Genomic DNA, 19,528 nt, shown 5'->3' on the forward strand with positions numbered 1-19,528 from the left:
GCGGCGCGTCGCTAAGCGTGACCTCAGACTCCCGGGGCCACCGGGTTGGGCAGCGCCCCGCCGAAGCGGCGGTCGCGCTGGGCGTACAGCTCGCAGGCGTACCAGAGGTGACGGCGGTCGAAGTCGGGCCAGAGCGTGTCCAGGTAGACCAGTTCGGCGTAGGCGGTCTGCCAGAGCAGGAAGTTGGAGATGCGCTGCTCGCCGGAGGGACGCAGGAACAGGTCGACCTCGGGCACCTCGGGGTGGTAGAGGTAGCGGGCCACCGTCTTCTCGGTGACCTTGTCCGGGTGCAGCTTGCCGGCGGCCACGTCACGGGCGATCGCGGCGGCGGCGTCGGCGATCTCCGCCTGGCCGCCGTAGTTGACGCAGAACTGCAGCGTCAGCGTCGAGTTGTCGCGGGACATCTCCTCGGCGGTCTGCAGCTCGGAGATCACGCTCTTCCAGAGCCGCCCGGCCCGCCCCGACCAGACCACCCGCACGCCCAGGTCGACGAGCTGGTCGCGGCGGCGGCGGATGACGTCGCGGTTGAAGCCCATCAGGAAGCGGACCTCGTCCGGCGAGCGCCGCCAGTTCTCGGTCGAGAACGCGTACGCCGACAGGTAGGGGATGCCCAGCTCGATCGCGCCCTCGATGGTGTCGAAGAGGCTGTGCTCGCCCTGCTCGTGCCCCTTGGTGCGGGGCAGCCCGCGCTCCTTGGCCCAGCGGCCGTTGCCGTCCATCACGATGGCGATGTGCCGGGGCAGCGCGCCCGCGGGCAACGCCGGCGGGCGCGCGCCGGACGGGTGCGGGGTCGGCGGCACCGGCTCGCGGCGGCGCGCCCTCGTCGATCGGATCACTCGGTCATCTCCCTGTTCACACCGGCGGCTGCGGGCCCGGAGCCGGCGCGCGGCGGGACCACACCCGGTCCCGCCCCGTCCGGCGGCGGGACCGCGCCGGTCGCCGGGCCACCCCGGTCGACCAGCGGCAGCGAGCGTAGCGCGCGTTCCAGATGCCACTGGAGGTGCGCCGCGACCAGCCCGCTGCACTCCCGGCGGACGCCGTTGTCGGCGGCGTCGGCGTACGCCCAGTCGCCGGTGGTCAGCGCGGACATCAGCGCCAGCGTGGCCGGCGCGGGGTGGGCGGCGCCGGGGGGTCGGCAGTCCGGGCAGACCGCGCCGCCGGCCGGCACCGAGAACGCGCGGTGCCGGCCCGGCTCGCCGCAGACCGCGCACGCGCTCAGCGCGGGCGCCCAGCCGGCGAACGCCATGCCCCGCAGCAGGTAGGCGTCGAGCACCAGCGTGGTGGCGTGGTCGCCGCGGGCGAGGGACTTCATCGCGCCGAGGGTGAGCTGGAACAGCCGCAGCGAGGGTTCCCGCTCGACCGGGGTCAGCCGCTCGGCGGTCTCGGCGATCGCGCTGGCCGCCGTGTAGCGGGGGTAGTCGCCGAGGAACCGCTTGCCGTACAGCTCGATCGCCTCGACCTGGCTGACGGTGTGCAGCGAGCTGCCCTGGTTGCCCTTGGGGTCACCGGCGAGCTGGAGGTCGACGTGCCCGAACGGCTCCAGCCGGGCGCCGAACCGGCTGGAGGTGCGCCGGACGCCGCGGGCCACCGCGCGCAACCGGCCGTGCCGGCGGGTGAACAGCGTGATGATCCGGTCGGACTCGCCCAGCTTCTGCACGCGCAGCACCACCGCGTCGTCGCGGTAGAGCTGTCGGCGGTATCCGGCCATCAGGCCATTCTCCCTCGGGGTGCGATCTCAGGGTCGGCTCGGGGTGCGCCGGCGGGCGATCCCCGATGTGTCGGCCGCCCGGCCGGCCCTAGTGTGCTGGCCATGGCTTCGCTCCGAACGGCGTTCCGGCCGCGCACCGCTCTCCGATCGCCGCGTGGGGTGGTGGCCGCGACCGCGGCCACCACGCTGATCGTCCTCGCCGGGTGTGACACCCTGTCGTTCCGCCGGCTCGACTACGACCAGACCGAGCGGACGAAGATCGCCCGGATCACCGTCGACGACGGCGGGTCGGGGGACGTGATGGTCCGCGCCAACGGCCCGGCCGACCAGGTACGGATCAAGCGGGTGGTCCGCTACCAGGGCGGCGAGCCGAACAGCCGGTACGAGATCAGGGGCGACGAGCTGGTGCTGCCCACCGACTGCGGCCAGCGGTGCAGCATCTCCTGGGAGGTGACGGCGCCACCCGGCGTCGCGGTGCGCGGCGGCACCGGCTCCGGCAACGTCGACCTCAGCGGGGTCGGCGCGGTCGAGTTCACGCTCAGCTCCGGCGACCTGACCGTCAGCGGGGCGACCGGTGAGGTCCGCGCCGCGACCAGCTCAGGCAACATCCGGCTGGTGGAGGCGACCCACCCGGTGCGGCTGCGGGCGCGCTCCGGCGACATCGAGGCCCGCCGGCTGACCTCCGCGATCGACGCGGAGGCCACCTCGGGCAACCTCACCGTCGAGCTGGACCAGCCCGCGCCGGCCCGGCTGCACGCCACCAGCGGGGACGTCGACCTGGTCGTGCCGGACGGCCGCTACCGGGTGCGGGCGGACGCGAAGTCCGGTGACACGGAGGTCACCGTGACCAACGACCCGGGCGCGTCGGTGCTGCTCGACGTCTCCGCCACCAGCGGCAACGTCACCGTCACCGCGCGCTGAGCCAGCGGGCGCCCTCCGCGACGCGCTCGCCGTCGCGGGGCGTCGGCACCCGGACCCCGGCGCCGACCAGTCCGCCCGCCGCGCCCGCGGGGGCCGGGCTGGCCGGGGCGGCCGCCGCCCGGTCGGCCACGGTCCGCCGGGTCCCGCCGGGAACCAGTTCCGGGGTACGCCGGGCGGCCAGGTCCTCGACCCACCCGACCAGCAGCGTCACCACGCCGACCAGCACGAACACCAGTCCCACCCGCAGCCACAGGCCGACCGGGTCACGCGACGACCAGCCGACCAGCCCGACCAGCGGGGTGAGCGCCACCACGAACGGCATGTGCCAGAGGTAGACGGTCAGCGCCCGCCGGTTGACCACCGTCACCGCGCGGCCGAGCGCCGGAACCCGGTCGACCCAGTCGGCGCCGGTGGGCGCGCGGCCGATCGCCACCAGGATGAACGCGGCCGACCAGAGCGCGTTGCCGAGGTGGATGTCGTTGATGTCGTAGCCGCGCGGACCCGGGTGGGTGGCGATCCAGGCCAGGCCGGCGGCGCCGAGGACCCCGGCGACCGGCAGCAGCACCCGGTTGCGCATGCGCCGCAGCAGACCGTCGTGGTGGGCGAAGCCGAGCAGCCACGCGCCGAAGTAGAGGCCGAACTCCCGCAGCACGGCCGGCGGGTTCGCCAGCACACCGAACTCGATCGCCGCCAGCAGCGCGTACGGGGCGGCCAGCGTGGGCAGCGGCGCCCGGCGGAACAGCCACAGCACCAACGGCGAGGCGAGCACGAACCACAGGTAGTCCCGCAGGTACCAGATCGGGCTCAGCGCCAGCCCGCCCCAGTAGTTGGCCGGCGGGTCGCTGATCGGGAAGAGCCAGAGGAGCACCTTCGGCGTGAGCGGCAACCCGGTGAGCAGCATGGCCGGCACGAAGACCGCGGCGAGCACCCAGAGCGAGGGCAGCAGACGGCGCAGGCGGCGCCCGACGGCGGGCACCCCGGTGCGGTCCAGCGAGGCGGCCATCAGCGACCCGGCCAGCGCGAACATCACCGCCATCGCCGGGAACACCAGCGTGAGCGTGGCGTAGCCGGTGACGTGGTAGGTGACGACACGCACGATGGCCAGGAAACGGAGCAGGTCGAGGTAGCGGTTTCGCATCAGCTCGCAGCCGTGTCCGGGGGCGGGGACATGGTTCCCTACCCTGCTCCGGCGAGCCGCGAAACAGCCACGGACGTCCGTGGAACGTGAGATGTCCCATAGGACTGACTGATCCGGATCATCCGGGACCGGGGCGCGCCCCGGCCCCGGTCAGAAGCCGAGCTTGCGCAACTGCTTCGGGTCGCGCTGCCAGTCCTTCGCCACCCGGACGTGCAGGTCCAGGTAGACCCGGGTGCCGAGCAGCTCCTCGATCTGCCGTCGGGCGGTGGTGCCGACGTGCTTGAGTCGACTGCCCCGGTGCCCGATGACGATGGCCTTCTGGCTCGACCGCTCCACGTAGAGGTCGGCGTAGATCTTCGTGAGGTTGCCCTCGGCGATCATCTCCTCGACCACCACGGCGATGGAGTGCGGCAGCTCGTCCCGGACCCCCTCCAGCGCCGCCTCCCGGACCAGCTCGGCGACCAGCACCTGCTCCGGGTCGTCGGTGAGCATGTCGTCCGGGTAGAGCTGCGGCGACTCCGGCAGGTAGCCGGTCATCACGTCCACCAGCGTGTCCACCTGGTGCCCGGAGACCGCGCTCACCGGCACCACGGCGGCGAACTCGCCCAGCTCGCTGACCGCCAGCAACTGCTCCGCCAGCCGCTTCTTGTCGACCAGGTCGGTCTTGGTCACCACGGCCAGCACCGTGGCCTTCAGGCTGGCCAGCTCGCCGGTGATGAACCGGTCACCCCGACCGACCGGCTCGTTCGCCGGGACGCAGAGCCCGATCACGTCGACCTCGCTCCAGGTCTCCCGGACCAGGTCGTTGAGGCGCTCGCCGAGCAGCGTGCGGGGACGGTGCAGGCCGGGCGTGTCGACCAGCACGAGCTGGGACTCCGGCCGGTGCAGCACGGCCCGGATGATGTGCCGGGTGGTCTGCGGCTTGTTCGAGGTGATCGCGATCTTGGTGCCGATGATCGCGTTGGTCAACGTCGACTTGCCGGCGTTCGGCCGACCGACGAAACAGGCGAAACCGGCCCGGTAGGGACGCTCCTGGGACGTGGTCACTCGACCACCGTGCCGAGGACCGCACCGTCCGGCGCCGCCACGTGGATCGGCGCGTCGGCGGAGAGGTCACGCACCGCGGCGTGCCCGGCCCCGTCCAGCGTCGACGCCTCGGTCACCACCACCGCCGCCTCCAGCCGGCTCGCGCCGGCCGCCACCGCCGACGCCACCGCCAACTGGAGCGCGGTCAGGGTCAGCGACGGCAGCGCCACGCTGGCCGCCGCGTACGTCCGGCCGTCCTGGTCGCGGACCGCCGCGCCCTCCACGGCCCCCACCCGGCCCCGCGCGCCCCGGGCCAGGACAACGAGCTTGCCGTCCTCGGCGCTCAGCTCGGCCGGATCGGCGGGGGTGGGCAGTGCGGCCGGCACGGCGGCTGACTCAGGCATCGGCTGGTTGCCTCTCCTCGGAACGGTTGTTGTTGCCACGGGACTCGGACTGCTCGCCGCGCCCCGCGCCCTCCGACGCGGCGCCCGGCTCGGCCCGGCTCACCAGCACGGTGTCTATCCGGTTGCGCCGGCCGGTGGTGCCCTCGGCGATCAGCCGCAGGCCGGACACCTCGGCCTCGGCGCCCGGGATGGGCACCCGACCGAGCGCCTGGGCGAGCAGGCCACCGACCGTCTCCACCTCGTCGGTGGGCAGCTCGGTGTCGAACAGCTCGCCCAGATTCTCCACCGGCAGCCGGGCGGTCACCCGCACGGCCCCGTCCGCCAGGTGCTCGACCGGTGGGCGCTCGACATCGTACTCGTCGGTGATCTCGCCGACGATCTCCTCCAGGATGTCCTCGATGGTGACCAGCCCGCCGGTGCCGCCGTACTCGTCGACGACGATCACCAGGTGGTTGCGGGCCGCCTGCATCTCGGAGAGCAGGTCGTCCACCGGCTTGGACTCCGGCACGAACGTCGCCGGGCGCATCAGCTCGGCCACCGGCATCTCCCGCGCGCCCCGGTCGCCCTGGATACGCCGGATCAGGTCCTTCAGGTAGAGCACGCCGAGCACGTCGTCGACGTTCTCCCCGATCACCGGGATGCGGGAGAAACCGGAGCGCAGGAAGAGCGCCAGCGCCTGCGCCAGCGTCTTGCTCTCCTCTATCCACACCATCTCGGTGCGCGGGACCATGACCTCCCGGGCGATGGTGTCGCCGAGCGCGAACACCGAATGGATCATCTGGCGTTCGCCGTGCTCCACCACGCCGCGCTGCTCGGCCAGGTCGACCAGCTCACGCAACTCCACCTGGGTGGCGAACGGCCCCTCCCGGAAGCCCTTGCCCGGGGTGACCGCGTTGCCGATCAGGATCAGCAGCGAGGCCAGCGGGTTCAACGCCCGGCCCAGCCAGCGCACCAGCGGCGCCACCGCCCGGCCCACCGCGTACGCGTGCTGCCGGCCCAGCGTGCGCGGCGCCACCCCCACCACCACGAAGCTCACCACGGTCATCGCGCCGGCGGTCACCAGCGCGGCCCGCCAGCCGGCGCCGAACGTGTCCACCGCCACCAGCGCGACCAGCGTGGTCGCGGTCAGTTCGGCCAGCAGGCGCAGCAGGAGCAGGAGGTTGAGGTGACGTACCACGTCACCGGCGACCGCCTGGAGGGCGCGCGCGCCGCGCGCGCCGTCCCGGGCCGACTCGGCGGCGCGCGCCGGGGAGACCGCGGCCAGCGCCGCCTCGGTCATCGCGATCAGGCCGGCGAGCACCACCAGCCCGGCCGCGAAGACCAGGAGTTGAAGATCGGGCAGGTCGGCCGGAGCGCCGACCGCCGCCAGGGTGACCATCACCGCGACCGGGTCGACCGCCAGCTGGCCAGCAGCCGGGCCTGGAGACCGAACATCTCCCGCTCCTCCTCGGGCTCGGCGTGGTCGTAGCCGAGCAGGTGCAGCACGCCGTGCACGGTGAGCAGGTGCAGCTCGTCGGCGGCGGAGTGCCCGGCGGCGGCCGCCTGCTTGGCCGCCACCTCCGGGCAGAGCACGATGTCGCCGAGCAGGGCCGGCTCGCCGCCGGCCGGGGCGCTCTCCCCCGGCCCGTGGTCGACGCTGCCCTCGTCCATGGGGAACGCGAGCACGTCGGTCGGACCGTCGCCACCCATCCAGCGGTGGTTCAGCTCCGACATGTATTCGATGTCGACCAGCAGCACGGACAGCTCGGCGAGGGGGTTGACCCCCATCTCGTCGAGGGCGTGCCGGGCCACGGCGAGCACGGCGTCGGTGTCGACCTCGACACCGGACTCGTTGGCGATCTCGATGGACAACTCTGTCTTCCTCTGGTGGTTAGCGGCGCCGGCCGGCCCGGCCGCCCTGGGCGGTCCGCCCCGGCACGGCGTGCACGCTCTGCGCCTGCTGGTTCTCCCGCTCGGCGTCCCAGCGGGCGTACGCGTCGACGATGTCGCCGACCAGCTTGTGGCGGACCACGTCCGAGCTGGAGAGCTGGGCGAAGTGCACGTCCTCGACGTTGTTCAGGATCTCCCGGACCACGCGCAGGCCGCTGGTCGTCCCGCCCGGAAGGTCCACCTGGGTGACGTCACCGGTGACCACGATCTTGGAACCGAAGCCGAGCCGGGTGAGGAACATCTTCATCTGCTCGGGCGTGGTGTTCTGCGCCTCGTCCAGGATGATGAACGCGTCGTTCAGGGTGTTGTGGGTGACCAGGAAGTCGTCGGTGACGTAGAGCGAGTCCGCCGCCGCGACCTGGATGCACATCGTCTCCTGCACCCCGGCCGGGATGATCGAGTCGATGAACCGCATCGGCCGGCCACCGCCGCGCTCGTCGTAGGTCCGGCGCTTGCGCGACAGCCGGAACGGTGCGACACCGGCCGGCAGCCTGATCTCCACGACGTAGGCGTCGGCACGGTACGGCACCGGCCGGCCCATCGCCAGACCCGGCTTGCGACCCTCGGCCTCACGGACCCGGGCCGTCGCCACCCCGCCGAGCGACTCGACCAGGTGCACGACGTCGTCCGCCAACCGCGCGGAGGTGGTCGTGTACTGCACCCGACAGGCACGCCCGGCCTGGACGACCGGACCGCCGTCGGTGTCCAGCAGCCCCTGCAGGACCGCCAGCCGGACGCCGACGCTGTTGTTCAGGTACACCTCGGGGACGAACTTCGCGCCCGACTTCGCTCCCGCCAGGCCCAGCTCACGGAGCGCCGCCGTCACCGGGTTGACGACGATCACGCCGCCACGGTGCCCGTTGACGTGCCGAAGGACGTAGTCGTAGTCGTTCTTGCGGACCAGCTGGATGTCGACCAGCGACTCCTCCAACGCGGCCGCCAACTCCGGGTCGGCGGTGCAGAAGGCCGGCGTCGCTCGCGACGAGAAGGCGCCGTCACCCAGCAGCAGCCCGAGCGCGTACGGGTCGAGCGGGACGGCCCGCGGCTCCATCTGCACCGGCGCGACGAGCGGCAGCTCGTAGCGGCGGGTGTGGCCCCGCCACTCCTTGCCGATCATCTCCTGGGTCTCGATCGTCCGCCGGCGCCCGCGACGCTTGTCGTCCGGCGTGGCGACGGTCCACAGGTGCTCCCCGCAGCAGAGCGTGGACGCCCCGTCCTGCGTGGTGACCCGGTAGACCTGCTTCGGGCCCTGCGGATAGATGCCGATCACCGGGGTGGGTGTGCCGTCGGAACCGATGACCAGGTCACCGACCTGGAGCGACCCGAACGGCCGGAACCCCTCCGGGGTCAGCACCCGCGCGTCGTAGGGCTGCGCCCGCCCGCGCATGTATGCCAGCGGGGCGACCTCGATCGTGCCGGCGGCCATCAGCTTCGGGATGGACTCCGGGTCGAGCATGTCGTGCAGCGCGTCGTAGAGCGGGCGCAGGTAGGGGTCGATCTTCTCGTTCAGGGTGCCGGGCAGGAAGCCCAGCCGCTCGCCCGCCTCGACGGCCGGCCGGGTCAGGATGATCCGGTTGACCTGCTTGGCCTGGAGCGCCTGGACGGCCTTCGCCATGGCCAGGTAGGTCTTGCCCGTGCCGGCCGGGCCGATACCGAAGACGATGGTGTGCGCGTCGATCGCGTCGACGTACTTCTTCTGCCCGAGCGTCTTGGGACGGATGGTGCGGCCGCGCCGGGAGAGGATGTTGAGCGTCAGGACCTCGGCGGGCCGCTCGGCGCTGCCCTGCTCGAGCATGCCGACGGTACGCCGGACGGCGTCTGTGGTCAGGGTCTCGCCTTTCTCGATCAGTTCGAGCAGCTCACTGAAGAGGCGCTCGGCGAGGGCGTTGTCGGCGGGCGCGCCGGTGATGGTGATCTCGTTGCCGCGCACGTGGACGTCGCTGTTGACCGAGCGTTCGACGAGTCGCAGGATCTCGTCACCCGCGCCGAGCAGGTTAACCATGATCTTCTGGTCGGGGACCGTGATCCTGGTCTGCACGCGGGGCGGGCCGGGAGGTGGGGTGCCGGTCATAGGTCGGGCCGTCGGGCCCTGCGCCACCTGCTCTCCGATCTCGGCGCCGGGCCCTGCTGGCGCGGCGTACGGTTGCTCCCATCGTATCGGGTCGGCACCGTACGCACCGCGTCCATTTCCGGTGCTCCGGCGCTCAGCCGCCGACCCGGAAGTCGTAGCCGTCGAAGGTCTCCTGGCGGCGGGTGAACCGGTAGGTCGCCCAGTGCATCCGGACCACCACGCCCTTCTCGTCCCGGGTCAGCCGGAGCAGCTCGCCCACCTCCCGGCCGGAGACCGTGCGGAACACGTCCGGCCGGTCCGGCAGCGGCGCGAACACCGCCGAGGGCTTACCGGCCGGGTCGCCCGCGCCGCGGGCCCGCAGCGCGCCGTCGTGCCAGGAGAAGACGTACTCGAAGCCCTCGCCCCACCAGCGGCCCAGCATCCCGCGCAGGTGGTCGGGCGCGGGTGGACCGGGGCGCCACGGCTCGATCTCCGCCGGGTCGTGCTCGGCGGCGGCGGCGAGCAGGTCGTGCACCAGGTCGAACACCTCCACCCCGGCGCCGGACGAGCCGAGCACCGCGGCGCCCATCGCGCCCGGGGTGCCGTCCCCGCCGCGCCGGCCGTAGACGGCGGCCAGGAAGCCGGGCATCGCGCCGTCGTGCCCCACGTGGGTCACCCGGGCCGGCTGCGGCACCAGGATCAGCCCCAGCCCGAACCCGGCCGCCCAGAGCGACTCGTCGGTCGTGGTCAGCGGCCAGCGCATCTCCTCGACCGTGGCCGGGGCGAGGACCGCGCCGGCCGGGTCCAGCGCCCGCGGGTCGGCCAGGAACGCCGCCCAGCGCGCCATGTCCGGCGCGGTGCTCCACAACTGGGCGGCCGGCGCCACCGCGCCGAAGTCGGTGGGCGGTTCCGGGTGCGCCTCGTCGGAGTATTCGTCGACCAGGAAACCGGTCGCCGCCCGCTCCCCCGGCCGGACGCCGGTGGCGGTCAACCCGAGCGGGTCGAGCACCCGCTCGGCGAGCACCTCGGTCCAGGAGCCACCCCGCAGCCGGGCGACCAGCTCGCCGAGCAACGCCATGCCGAGGTTGGAGTAGTGGAACCGCCGGCCGGTGGGCAGCACCCGCTCGACCCGGGCCAGGTCCGCCAGCAGCTCGTCGACGGCGGGCGCGCGCAGGCTGTCCCACACGTCGCCGTGCGGCTCGCGTTGCAGGCCGGCGGTGTGCGACAGCAGCCGGCGCACGGTCAGCTCGCCGTGCGCGGCGAGGTCGAGGTGCCGCCCGATCGGGTCGTCCAGGTCGAGCAGCCCGTCGTCGCGGCACTGCAGGACCAGCGTCGCGGTGAAGGTCTTGGTGACCGAGCCGATCCGGAAGACCGTCTCGGCGTCGAGCGGGGTGTCGTTGCCGGTGCCACCCACCGCGCAGGTCCAGAGCGGCCGGTCGGCCCGGTGCAGGGCCGCCGAGACCGCCGGGATCCGGCCCTTCGCCTGCGCCTGCCGCACCATCCGGTCGAGCCGGTCGGAGATCCCGGTCATGGTCACCGGCAGAGCATCGGGCCGAGCGGCGCGCCACCGAGCAGGTGGGCGTGCACGTGGAAGACCTCCTGGCCGCCGTACGGGCCGGTGTTGAACATGAGCCGGAAGCCGTCCACCGTCAGGCCCTCCTCCTCGGCCACCACGGCCGCGGTGTGGAGCACCTCGCCGGCGAGCCCGGGGTCGCCCTGGGCGAGCGTGGCCACGTCCGCGTAGTGCTCCTTGGGGATCACCAGCACGTGGGTGGGCGCCTTCGGGTCGATGTCCCGGAAGGCGAGGGTGGTGGCGGTCTCACGGACGATGGTGGCCGGGATCTCCCCGGCGACGATCCGGCAGAACAGGCAGTCGACTCCCATCGCCGCAGTCTAGGGAGGGGCGGTGACCGACGGGGCCCCGGCCGGCCCCTCGGCGCGGTGCGGCAGGATGGCCGGCATGGCGGGACGGGCGGTGCTGGTGACGGGGGCCTCGCGGGGCATCGGGCGGGCGGTCGCGCGGGCGTTCGCGGCCGGCGGGGACCGGGTGGCGATCCACCACCGGGACTCCGCCGAGCTGGCCGAGGCGCTGCGCGTGGAGCTGCCCGGCGACGGGCACGTGGTGGTCCGCGCCGACCTGGCCGACCCGGACGCGGTCCGGGTCATGGTGGACGAGGCGGCCCGACTGCTCGGGGGCCTCGACGTGCTGGTCAACAACGCCGGTGTCTTCGGCCCGGCGGACCCGCCGCACCCGGTCTTCGGCAGCAGCTACGAGCAGTGGCGGGCGCGGTGGCGGGAGGTGCTCGACACCAACCTGGTCGGCGCCGCGAACGCGGCCTGGTGCGCCGCCCAGCACATGCGGGAGCGGGGCGGCCGGATCGTGAACGTCTCGTCCCGGGGCGCGTTCCGCGGTGAGCCGGCGAACCCGGCGTACGGCGCGAGCAAGGCGGGGATGAACGCGATGGCGCAGTCGCTGGCGGTGGCGCTGGCCCCGTACGGCATCGGGGTGGCCTGCGTGGCTCCCGGCTTCGTCGAGACGGACATGACCAACGAGCACCTCAAGAGCGAGCGCGGCGACGCGGTCCGGGCCCAGTCCCCGTTCCACCGGGTGGCCCGCCCGGAGGAGATCGCCGCCGCCGTGCACTGGCTGGCCTCCCCGGAGGCGGAGTGGGCCGCCGGCACCATCATCGACCTCAACGGCGCCTCCTACCTCCGCACCTGACCCACCCCTTCCCGCGATCTTGCACTTGCGGCCCTCGTCCTGGGCGTTTCACCGCCTTTGCCGGGGCACGAACCGCAAGATCGGCGGGGTGGGGTGGGTGGGTGGGGGTTACCAGCGGGTCAGGCGGGCGGAGAGGACGGAGAGGGCGGCCACGCCGGCCGTGGAGGTGCGGAGCACCGAGGGGCCCAGGCGGACGGGGTGGGCGCCGGCGTCGGTGAACGCGGTCAGCTCGGCGTCGGCGATGCCGCCCTCGGGGCCGACCACCAGCACGATCTCGCCGGTCGACGGCAGCTCGGCGGTGGTCAGCCGCTCCTCGGCCTCCTCGTGCAGCACGAAGGCGGCCGCCGCGCCGGCGATCCGTCGGGTGACCGTGCCGGTGGACTCGTCAGGTGCTCCCGCCACCACCGGCAGCCACGGTCGGCGGGCCTGCTTGGCGGCCTCGCGGGCGGTGGCCGCCCACTTCTCCCGGGCCCGTACGCCCCGGTCGCCGCGCCACTGCACGACCGAGCGGGACGCCGCCCACGGCACGATCTCGTCCACGCCCACCTCGGTCATCGCCTGCACGGCCAGCTCGCCCCGGTCGCCCTTGGCGATGCCCTGCACCACCACCAGCCGGGGGACGCACGCGTCCGCGTACCCCCGGGTGGTGACCCGCAGGTCGAGCGTGCCCCGGCCGACGGCGGTGACCACCGCGGCGGCGGTGCCGCCCCGGCCGTCGGCGAGCAGCAGTTCCTCGCCGACGCGCAGCCGCTGCACGGTGGCCGCGTGGTGCCCCTCCGGGCCGTCCAGCGTCAGCGTGTCACCGGTGGGCAGCGCCTCGACCAGGAACAGCGGGGCGGACACCTCAGGCGTGCCCGTTGAAGGCGTCGCGCATCCGGGAGAAGAAGCCGCCCTGCTTGGTCAGCTCGGCGACCTCCTCGCCCCGGGTCTTGGCGAAGTCGCGCAGCATCCGCTCCTGGTCGGCGTCGAGCTTGGTCGGGGTCCGCACGTCCAGGTGGACGTAGAGGTCGCCGCGACCGGTGCCGCGCAGGTGCGGCACGCCCCGGGCGCGCAGGCGCAGGGTGCTGCCGGGCTGGGTGCCCGCCTTGACGTCGACGGTCTCCTCGCTGTCGAGCGTCTTGATGGTCAACCGGGTGCCGAGCGCGGCGGCGGTCATCGGCACGGTGACCCGGCAGTGCAGGTCGTCGCCCTTGCGGGAGTAGACGTCGTGCGGCCGCTCGTGGATCTCGACGTAGAGGTCGCCGGCGGTGCCGCCGCCCGGACCGACCTCGCCCTGCTGGGCCAGGCGGATCCGCATGCCGTCCTCGACCCCGGCCGGGATCTTGACGGTCAGCGAGCGACGGGTGCGCACCCGGCCGTCGCCGGCGCAGGTCGGGCAGGGGTGCGGGATCGTGGTGCCGTAGCCCTGGCACACGGTGCAGGGGCGGGCGGAGACCACCTGGCCGAGGAACGTGCGCTGCACCGACTGGACCTCGCCCCGACCGCCGCACGCCTCGCAGGTGGCCAGGTGGGTGCCGGCGGCGGTGCCGGCGCCCGAGCAGGTGGTGCAGAGCACTGCGGTGTCGACGGTGATCGGCGCCTCGACGCCGAACGCGGTCTCGTTGAGGTCGAGCTCCAGCCGCAGGATCGCGTCCGCACCCGGACGGGTGCGCGGCCGGGGACCCCGGCTGCCGCCCGCCGCGCCGCCGAAGAACGCGTCCATGATGTCCTGGAAGCCGACGAACGGGCCGGCGCCACCGGGACCACCCGGACCGCCGGCGCCCCCGCCGCCCGGGGCGAGCGGGTCGCCACCCAGGTCGACGATCTGCCGTTTCCGGTCGTCCGAGAGGACCTCGTACGCGGCGTTGATGTCCTTGAACTTCTCCTGTGCCTCCGGGTCCGGATTCACGTCCGGGTGGTACTGCCGCGCCAGCTTGCGGTAGGCGCGCTTGATCTCGTCGTCGGAGGCGTCCCGGCTCACGCCGAGAATGCCGTAGTAGTCCCTGGCCACTGCGTTCGGTGTCCTCATGTTCGTCTCGCGTCACGCCGGTCGTCGGCCGAGGCCGGCCGTCGGCCCTGACTGGTCAGTTCTGGGCCAGCAGTTCGCCCACGTAGCGTGCCACGGCCCTCACCGTGGCGATGGTGCCGGGGTAGTCCATCCGGGTCGGCCCGAGCACGCCGAGCCCACCCACGATCGTGGCACCCGGGCCGTAGCCGGTGCTGACCACCGAGGCGGCCCGCAGGTTGTCGATCTCGTTCTCGTCGCCGATGAGCACCCGGGTGGTGCTCGGCTCCGTCTCGCCGATCAGCTTGAGCAGCACGACCTCCTCCTCGAGCGCCTCCAGGATGGGGCGCAGCGAGCCCTGGAAGTCGAGCAGGCCACCGCGGGTGAGGTTGGCCGTGCCAGCCAGCGCGATGCGCTCCTCGTGCCGTTCCACGAGCGTCTCCAGCAGCACGGTGGAGAGCGTGGTCATGGCCGGGCGCAGCTGGGGCGCGGACTCCTCGACCAGCGCCTGCACCAGCGGCGGCGTCTCGGCCAGTTGGCAGCCGACCAGCTTCTCGTTGACCAGCCGGCGCAGGGCGGTGACGTCGTCGGCGGGCACCGGGGCGGGCAGCTCGACCAGCCGCTGCTCGACCCGCCCGGTGTCGGCGATCATGACGACCATCAGCCGGGTGGTGGAGATCGGCACCAGCTCCAGGTGGCGCACCTTGGAGCGGGCCAGGCTCGGGTACTGCACCACGGCGACCTGCCGGGTCAGCTGGGCGAGCAGCCGGACCGTGCGGTGCACCACGTCGTCGAGGTCGACGGCGCCGACCAGGAAGCGCTCGATCGCCCGCCGCTCGGCCGGACTGAGCGGCTTGACCCGGGACAGCCGGTCGACGAAGAGGCGGTAGCCACGGTCGGTGGGCACCCGGCCGGCGCTGGTGTGCGGCTGCCGGATGTAGCCCTCCTCCTCCAGCACCGCCATGTCGTTGCGCACGGTCGCCGGCGAGACGCCGAGCTGGTGCCGCTCGACCAGGGCCTTGCTGCCCACCGGCTCCTGCGTGGCGACGTAGTCCTCGACGATCGCGCGCAGCACGGCGAGCTTCCGGTCGTCGAGACCCATGTCCCCCACCTCCTGACGCGGCTGGCACTCGACTGTAGCGAGTGCCAGTCTACGTCGGCACCCCCGCCGACGCGATGATCAGCGACGGACCTCCGGTGCGCCCCACCGCCCTCCGTCGACGCGCCGGGGCCGAACAGCCCTGGTGCCACTTGCCGGCGGGACCTACCGTGACGTGCATGACTGAACCTCCTCGCCCTCCCGGAGCGGGGGACCCCGGCCCCCAGCCCGACCCGACCGCGCCGTCGGCGCCCTACGGCTCCTCGCCCGCCGGTGAGCCGCCCACCGCACCACTGTCCGGGGCACCGGCGGCGGGCGGCTATCCCCCGCCCGGTGACTATCCGCCCCCGGGCGGCCAACCCCCGTCGGGCGGCGGCTACCCGCCGCCGGGTGGCTATCCCCCGCCGGGCGGCGGCGCGCCGGGCTACGGCGCCGGCTACCCCGGTGGCGGCGGCTACGGCCCGCCGGCCGGTTACGCCAACAACGACGACAAGACCTGGGCCCTGGTCGCGCACTTCGGCGGCGCCGCCGGGATGCTGATCGGTGGCGGCGTGCTGGGCTGGATCGCGCCGCTGGTGGCGCTGCTGGCCCGGGGCAACCAGTCGCCCACCGTCCGGGCGCACGCGATCGCCGCGCTCAACTTCCAGCTCATCTGGTCGGTCATCGCGCTGGTCGGCTGGATCCTCACCTGCATCCTGATCGGCCTGGTGATCGGCTTCGGCGCCATGATCGTCGGCATCGTCTTCGGCATCCTGGCCGGGGTGAAGGCCAACGAGGGTCAGCTCTACCGCTACCCGATGTCGGCCAGCCTGATCAAGTGATCCGCTCCGGCCGGTCCCGGGCGACGGGGCCGGCCGGCGCCGGTCAGGGCAGCAGGTCGCGGACCACCGCATCGGCCAGCAGCCGGCCGCGCAGGGTCAGCACCACCAGGCCCCGCGCGTACGCCCCGGCGTCCAGCAGCCCCGCGTCCCGGGCCCGTTCGGCGCCGGCCCGGCCGGCCTCGTCGAGCACGCCCAGCGGCAGCCCGGAGGCGAGCCGCACCCGCAGCATCACGTCCTCCATGTGCTGCTCGTCGGGCGTCAGCCGTTCCCGGGCCAGCGCCGGTGACGCACCCTCGGCCAGCCGCGCCGCGTACGCGGTCGGGTGCTTGACGTTCCACCAGCGCACCCCGCCGACGTGGCTGTGCGCGCCCGGGCCCAGGCCCCACCAGTCGGCGCCGGTCCAGTAGAGCAGGTTGTGCCGGCACGCCGCCGCCGCCGAGCGGGCCCAGTTGGACACCTCGTACCAGGAGAAGCCGGCCGCGCCGAGCGCCTCCTCCGCGGCCAGGTAGCGGTCCGCCGCCACGTCGTCGGAGGGGTACGGCAGCTCACCCCGGCGCATCCGCGCGGCCAGCCGGGTGCCGTCCTCCACGATCAGGGCGTACGCGCTGACGTGGTCCACCCCCGCCTCGACCACCTGCGCCAGCGAGGCGGCGAAGTCCTCGGCCGTCTCCCCCGGCGTGCCGTAGATCAGGTCCAGGTTGACGTGGTCGAATCCGGCGTCGCGCGCCTCCCGGGCGGCGGCGGTGGCCCGACCGGCGCTGTGCCGGCGGTCGAGCACCGCGAGCACCCCCGGCGCGGCGGACTGCATGCCCAGCGAGATGCGGGTGTAGCCGGCGGCCCGCAGCGTCTTGAGCGACTCCGGGGTGACCGACTCGGGGTTGGCCTCGGTGGTCACCTCGGCGTCGACGGCCAACCCCCAGGTGCGGTCGATGCCGTCGAGGATCCGGGCCAGGTCGTCGGCGGGCAGCAGGGTGGGCGTGCCGCCGCCGACGAAGACGGTGTCGACCCGCGGCGGCGGCGTGTCGCCGAGCACCCGGGCGGCGAGCGCCAGCTCGGCCAGCACGCTGTCGGCGTACGTCTCCCGGCTCGCCCCGCCGCCCAGCTCCGACGCGGTGTACGTGTTGAAGTCGCAGTAGCCGCACCGGCTGGCGCAGAACGGGACGTGCACGTACACGCCGAAACCGCGGGCGCCGACGGCGCGGCGGGCGGCGGCGGGCAGCGAGCCGTCGCGCGGGACGGGTTCGCCTTCTGGAAGGACGCCGGGCATGGCCACTAGTGTGCCCGGCATGACCTCTCCGGACGCTCTCGTGCGGGTCGCCACGGCCCGTGGGGTGACCACCCTCACCCTGGACAGCCCGCACAACCGCAACGCGCTCTCCACGGCGCTGATGACCGAGCTGCTGGCCGGGCTGGCCGCCGCGGTCGCCGACGACACGGTCCGGGCGATCGTGCTGGACCACACCGGTCCGGTCTTCTGCTCCGGCGCCGACCTGAAGGAGACCGCCGCCGCGTACGCGAGCGGGACCGTGCCCGCCGGGATGCTCGGCGACGTGCTGGTCGCCGTGCGGGAGTGCCCGAAGCCGGTGCTGGCCCGGGTCGCCGGGCCGGCCCGGGCCGGCGGGCTGGGCCTGATCGCGGCCGCCGACCTGGCGGTCTGCGCCGAGGAGGCGACGTTCGCGTTCACCGAGGTGCGGATCGGGGTGATCCCGGCGGTGATCTCGGCGACCGTGCTGCCCCGGCTGAGCCCCCGGGCGGCGGCCGAGTTGTACCTGACCGGGGACACCTTCGACGGCCGGCGGGCCGCCGAGATCGGCCTGGTCACCGCCGCGGTGCCGGCGGACGGGCTGGACGCCGCCGTGGAGCGGTACTGCGCCTCCCTGGTCAGGGGGGCGCCTCGTGCCCTGGCCGGGGCGAAGGAGCTGCTGCGCCGCCCGGCCGCCACCGACCTGCGGGCCGAGATCGCCGAGTTGGCGGCGCTCTCCACCGGGTACTTCCTCTCCGACGAAGGGCGCGAGGGGGTCCTGGCGTTCCGGGAGAAGCGTCCCGCGTCGTGGGTGCCGGCCGGAGACTGAGGGGCGGGAGCGCCGCTCACCGGCGGCCACATCGGCGCGGTACGTGGCGGCCCGGTGACGCCGGGGTGAGACAGCCGGTCGGCCGAGCCGGGAGGTGAGGTGGCCGACGTACGCTGGTCGGACTGTCGGGACTGGGGGTGCGGGTGCGGACGCGAGCGGCGATCGTGGCATCTGGTGTGGCGGTGTGTGTGCTGGCCCTGCTCGCGATCTGGTTCGTCACCAAGCAGTTCGGTCACCACCTGCGTCTGCCGGTGGCCAGCCGGACCTGCACGGTGCAGGCCGACGGCGAGGTGGTGCTCGGCGCCGACCAGATGGCGAACGCGGCCACCATCGCGGCCATCGGCGTGCAGCGCCGGATGCCCGAGCGGGCGGTGGTGGTGGCGCTGGCCACCGCCTACCAGGAGTCGCACCTGCGCAACATCGCGCACGGCGACCGGGACTCCCTGGGCCTGTTCCAGCAGCGCCCGAGCCAGGGTTGGGGCACGCCGGAGGAGATCCAGGACCCGCGCTACGCGGCGAACAAGTTCTACGCCGCGTTGAAGAAGGTCAGGGGCTGGGAGCGGATGCGGGTCACCGAGGCCGCCCAGCGGGTGCAGCGGTCGGCCTACCCCGAGGCGTACCAGAAGTGGGCGGACGAGTCGCAGGTCCTGACCCGCGCCCTGCTGGGTGAGGCGACCGGCGCGGTGGCCTGCACCGTCGGTTCGACGCCGACCATGCGCGGCCCGGCCGCCGCCAGTGCGCTGCTGGAGGGGCTCACGCTCGACTGGGGGTTGCCCCGGCTGACCGCGGGGACCGACCTCACCGGGCTGACGGTGCCGGCCGGCGACGACCGCGACGGCTGGCGCTACGCGCACTGGCTGGTGTCGCACGCCGACGACCACGGCGTGAAGCGGGTCCGCTTCGCGAACCTGGAGTGGACGGCCGAGCAGGGCACCTGGGACCGGGTGAAGGGTGACCCGGCCACGCAGGTGCTGGCCGAGGTCTTCGCCGCGACGTGATCCGGCCGGCGCCGGTCAGCCGGCGAGCCGGCGGCGGACCTTCTCCCGCAGCGGCCCGGGCAGTTCCGGCGCGTCGAGCAGGCGGGGCAGCAGCTCCGGCTCCAGCGTGGTCGCGCGGAACACCTCGCCGACGGTCACCCCGTGCGCCGGCCGGTCGACCACCTCGACCGGGTCGCCGGCGCCGATCTCACCCTCGCGCAGCACCCGCAGGTAGGCGCCGGGCGCGCCCCGCAGGGTGAACCGCTTGATCAGGTCCGGTACGCCCCAGAAGCCGGCGAACGTCCGGCACGGCGTGCGCGGCTTGGTCACCTGGAGCAACGCGGAGCCGACCGCCCAGCACTCGCCGACGACCGCGCCGGTCACGTCCACGGCCCAGGTGCTGAGGTTCTCCCCGAAGACGCCCGGGCGGGGCTGCCGCCCCAGCTCCGCGGCCCACCAGGCGGCGTCCTCCTCGGCGTACGCGTAGACCGCCTGGTCGGGGCCGCCGTGGTGGGCCGGCTCGCCGATGAAGTCGCCGGCCAGCCCGGCGGCCGTGACCGGCACCCGGCCCTCGGCCGGACGCTTGTCGATGCCGCTGCGACCGCTCGCGTCGCCCGCCCACTCCGCCTCGGTGACCGTGCCGAGGTTCACCGCCACCAGCCTGCCCGTCATGGCGA

General features: G+C 74.0%; 19 protein-coding genes and 3 pseudogenes. 5 read left to right on the forward strand and 17 right to left on the reverse strand.

Annotation, left to right across the window (positions count from 1 at the left end; all coding sequences use genetic code 11):
* Positions 1–23: 23 nt before the first annotated feature.
* Positions 24–836, reverse strand: coding sequence for an isoprenyl transferase (locus COO58_RS21350; protein ID WP_091572084.1), 813 nt, complete (start codon positions 834–836; stop codon positions 24–26).
* Positions 833–1,708, reverse strand: a complete 876-nt coding sequence (gene recO, locus COO58_RS21355) for a DNA repair protein RecO (RefSeq protein WP_098746932.1) — start codon at positions 1,706–1,708, stop codon at positions 833–835. Before recO ends, COO58_RS21350 begins: the two co-directional genes overlap by 4 nt.
* 102 nt (positions 1,709–1,810) lie before the next feature.
* Between recO and COO58_RS21360 the strand changes: the two genes are divergently transcribed.
* Positions 1,811–2,629 (forward strand): DUF4097 family beta strand repeat-containing protein, encoded by an 819-nt coding sequence (locus tag COO58_RS21360; protein WP_245666160.1) that lies wholly within the window; start codon positions 1,811–1,813, stop codon positions 2,627–2,629.
* Here COO58_RS21360 and COO58_RS21365 read toward each other — a convergent pair.
* The 10 genes and pseudogenes from COO58_RS21365 to COO58_RS21400 all read right to left on the reverse strand — a co-directional run bounded on the left by COO58_RS21365 (position 2,616) and on the right by COO58_RS21400 (position 11,060).
* On the reverse strand, positions 2,616–3,767 hold the full coding sequence (locus tag COO58_RS21365) for an acyltransferase (protein WP_098746934.1): 1,152 nt from the start codon (positions 3,765–3,767) through the stop codon (positions 2,616–2,618). The two genes, COO58_RS21360 and COO58_RS21365, sit on opposite strands and share 14 nt — an antisense overlap.
* Positions 3,768–3,917: 150 nt before the next feature.
* A complete protein-coding gene (gene era / locus COO58_RS21370) occupies positions 3,918–4,814 on the reverse strand; it encodes a GTPase Era (protein WP_091572072.1) in 897 nt (298 codons plus the stop codon).
* Positions 4,811–5,197, reverse strand: coding sequence for a cytidine deaminase (locus COO58_RS21375; protein WP_091071324.1), 387 nt, complete (start codon positions 5,195–5,197; stop codon positions 4,811–4,813). The genes era and COO58_RS21375 overlap by 4 nt, the downstream gene beginning before the upstream one ends.
* Complete coding sequence (locus tag COO58_RS21380) at positions 5,190–6,599, reverse strand: hemolysin family protein (protein ID WP_176558952.1); 1,410 nt, start codon at positions 6,597–6,599, stop codon at positions 5,190–5,192. The genes COO58_RS21375 and COO58_RS21380 overlap by 8 nt, the downstream gene beginning before the upstream one ends.
* Positions 6,575–7,048 carry an rRNA maturation RNase YbeY gene (ybeY, locus tag COO58_RS21385; RefSeq protein ID WP_091572065.1) on the reverse strand — a complete coding sequence of 158 codons (474 nt, stop codon included), beginning with the start codon at positions 7,046–7,048 and terminating at the stop codon, positions 6,575–6,577. The genes COO58_RS21380 and ybeY overlap by 25 nt, the downstream gene beginning before the upstream one ends.
* 19 nt (positions 7,049–7,067) lie before the next feature.
* Positions 7,068–7,433, reverse strand: a pseudogene (locus COO58_RS30940) (PhoH family protein); the annotation flags it as partial.
* Between the two features lie 261 nt (positions 7,434–7,694).
* A pseudogene (locus tag COO58_RS30945) lies at positions 7,695–8,243 on the reverse strand (LAGLIDADG family homing endonuclease); the annotation flags it as partial.
* Positions 8,244–8,458: 215 nt separating this feature from the next.
* A pseudogene (locus tag COO58_RS30950) lies at positions 8,459–9,197 on the reverse strand (PhoH family protein); the annotation flags it as partial.
* A gap of 133 nt (positions 9,198–9,330) precedes the next feature.
* On the reverse strand, positions 9,331–10,707 hold the full coding sequence (locus COO58_RS21395) for a serine hydrolase (protein WP_098746935.1): 1,377 nt from the start codon (positions 10,705–10,707) through the stop codon (positions 9,331–9,333).
* Positions 10,708–10,709: 2 nt separating this feature from the next.
* On the reverse strand, positions 10,710–11,060 hold the full coding sequence (locus tag COO58_RS21400; protein WP_091572052.1) for a histidine triad nucleotide-binding protein: 351 nt from the start codon (positions 11,058–11,060) through the stop codon (positions 10,710–10,712).
* A 76-nt stretch (positions 11,061–11,136) separates the two neighbouring features.
* On the opposite strand from COO58_RS21400, the gene COO58_RS21405 reads away from it, so the two are divergent.
* Positions 11,137–11,898 carry an SDR family NAD(P)-dependent oxidoreductase gene (locus COO58_RS21405; protein WP_091572048.1) on the forward strand — a complete coding sequence of 254 codons (762 nt, stop codon included), beginning with the start codon at positions 11,137–11,139 and terminating at the stop codon, positions 11,896–11,898.
* A 108-nt stretch (positions 11,899–12,006) separates the two neighbouring features.
* Here COO58_RS21405 and COO58_RS21410 read toward each other — a convergent pair whose 3' ends face one another.
* The 3 genes from COO58_RS21410 to hrcA form a co-directional block, all read right to left on the reverse strand.
* The gene (locus tag COO58_RS21410) at positions 12,007–12,741 is read right to left on the reverse strand and encodes a 16S rRNA (uracil(1498)-N(3))-methyltransferase (RefSeq protein WP_098746937.1); all 735 of its coding nucleotides are present in this window, start codon (positions 12,739–12,741) and stop codon (positions 12,007–12,009) included.
* A 1-nt stretch (position 12,742) separates the two neighbouring features.
* On the reverse strand, positions 12,743–13,888 hold the full coding sequence (gene dnaJ, locus COO58_RS21415) for a molecular chaperone DnaJ (RefSeq protein ID WP_172968077.1): 1,146 nt from the start codon (positions 13,886–13,888) through the stop codon (positions 12,743–12,745).
* A 73-nt stretch (positions 13,889–13,961) separates the two neighbouring features.
* The gene (gene hrcA / locus COO58_RS21420; RefSeq protein WP_098746941.1) at positions 13,962–14,984 is read right to left on the reverse strand and encodes a heat-inducible transcriptional repressor HrcA; all 1,023 of its coding nucleotides are present in this window, start codon (positions 14,982–14,984) and stop codon (positions 13,962–13,964) included.
* 176 nt (positions 14,985–15,160) lie between these two features.
* On the opposite strand from hrcA, the gene COO58_RS21425 reads away from it, so the two are divergent.
* Positions 15,161–15,802, forward strand: coding sequence for a DUF4870 domain-containing protein (locus COO58_RS21425; protein ID WP_091572031.1), 642 nt, complete (start codon positions 15,161–15,163; stop codon positions 15,800–15,802).
* A gap of 43 nt (positions 15,803–15,845) precedes the next feature.
* Here COO58_RS21425 and hemW read toward each other — a convergent pair whose 3' ends face one another.
* Complete coding sequence (gene hemW / locus COO58_RS21430) at positions 15,846–17,069, reverse strand: radical SAM family heme chaperone HemW (protein ID WP_176558953.1); 1,224 nt, start codon at positions 17,067–17,069, stop codon at positions 15,846–15,848.
* A 19-nt stretch (positions 17,070–17,088) separates the two neighbouring features.
* Between hemW and COO58_RS21435 the strand changes: the two genes are divergently transcribed.
* Both COO58_RS21435 and COO58_RS21440 read left to right on the forward strand, forming a co-directional pair.
* Positions 17,089–17,874: an enoyl-CoA hydratase family protein gene (locus tag COO58_RS21435; RefSeq protein WP_091577083.1), complete on the forward strand. Its 786-nt coding sequence runs from the start codon at positions 17,089–17,091 to the stop codon at positions 17,872–17,874.
* A gap of 137 nt (positions 17,875–18,011) precedes the next feature.
* Positions 18,012–18,872, forward strand: coding sequence for a hypothetical protein (locus tag COO58_RS21440; RefSeq protein ID WP_176558927.1), 861 nt, complete (start codon positions 18,012–18,014; stop codon positions 18,870–18,872).
* A gap of 15 nt (positions 18,873–18,887) precedes the next feature.
* Here the strand turns inward: COO58_RS21440 and COO58_RS21445 are convergent, their stop codons facing one another.
* A complete protein-coding gene (locus COO58_RS21445) occupies positions 18,888–19,523 on the reverse strand; it encodes an MOSC domain-containing protein (RefSeq protein WP_091572024.1) in 636 nt (211 codons plus the stop codon).
* Positions 19,524–19,528: the final 5 nt, after the last annotated feature.

Source organism: Micromonospora sp. WMMA1996 (assembly GCF_002573675.1).
Taxonomy (GTDB): Bacteria; Actinomycetota; Actinomycetes; order Mycobacteriales; family Micromonosporaceae; genus Micromonospora; species Micromonospora sediminicola.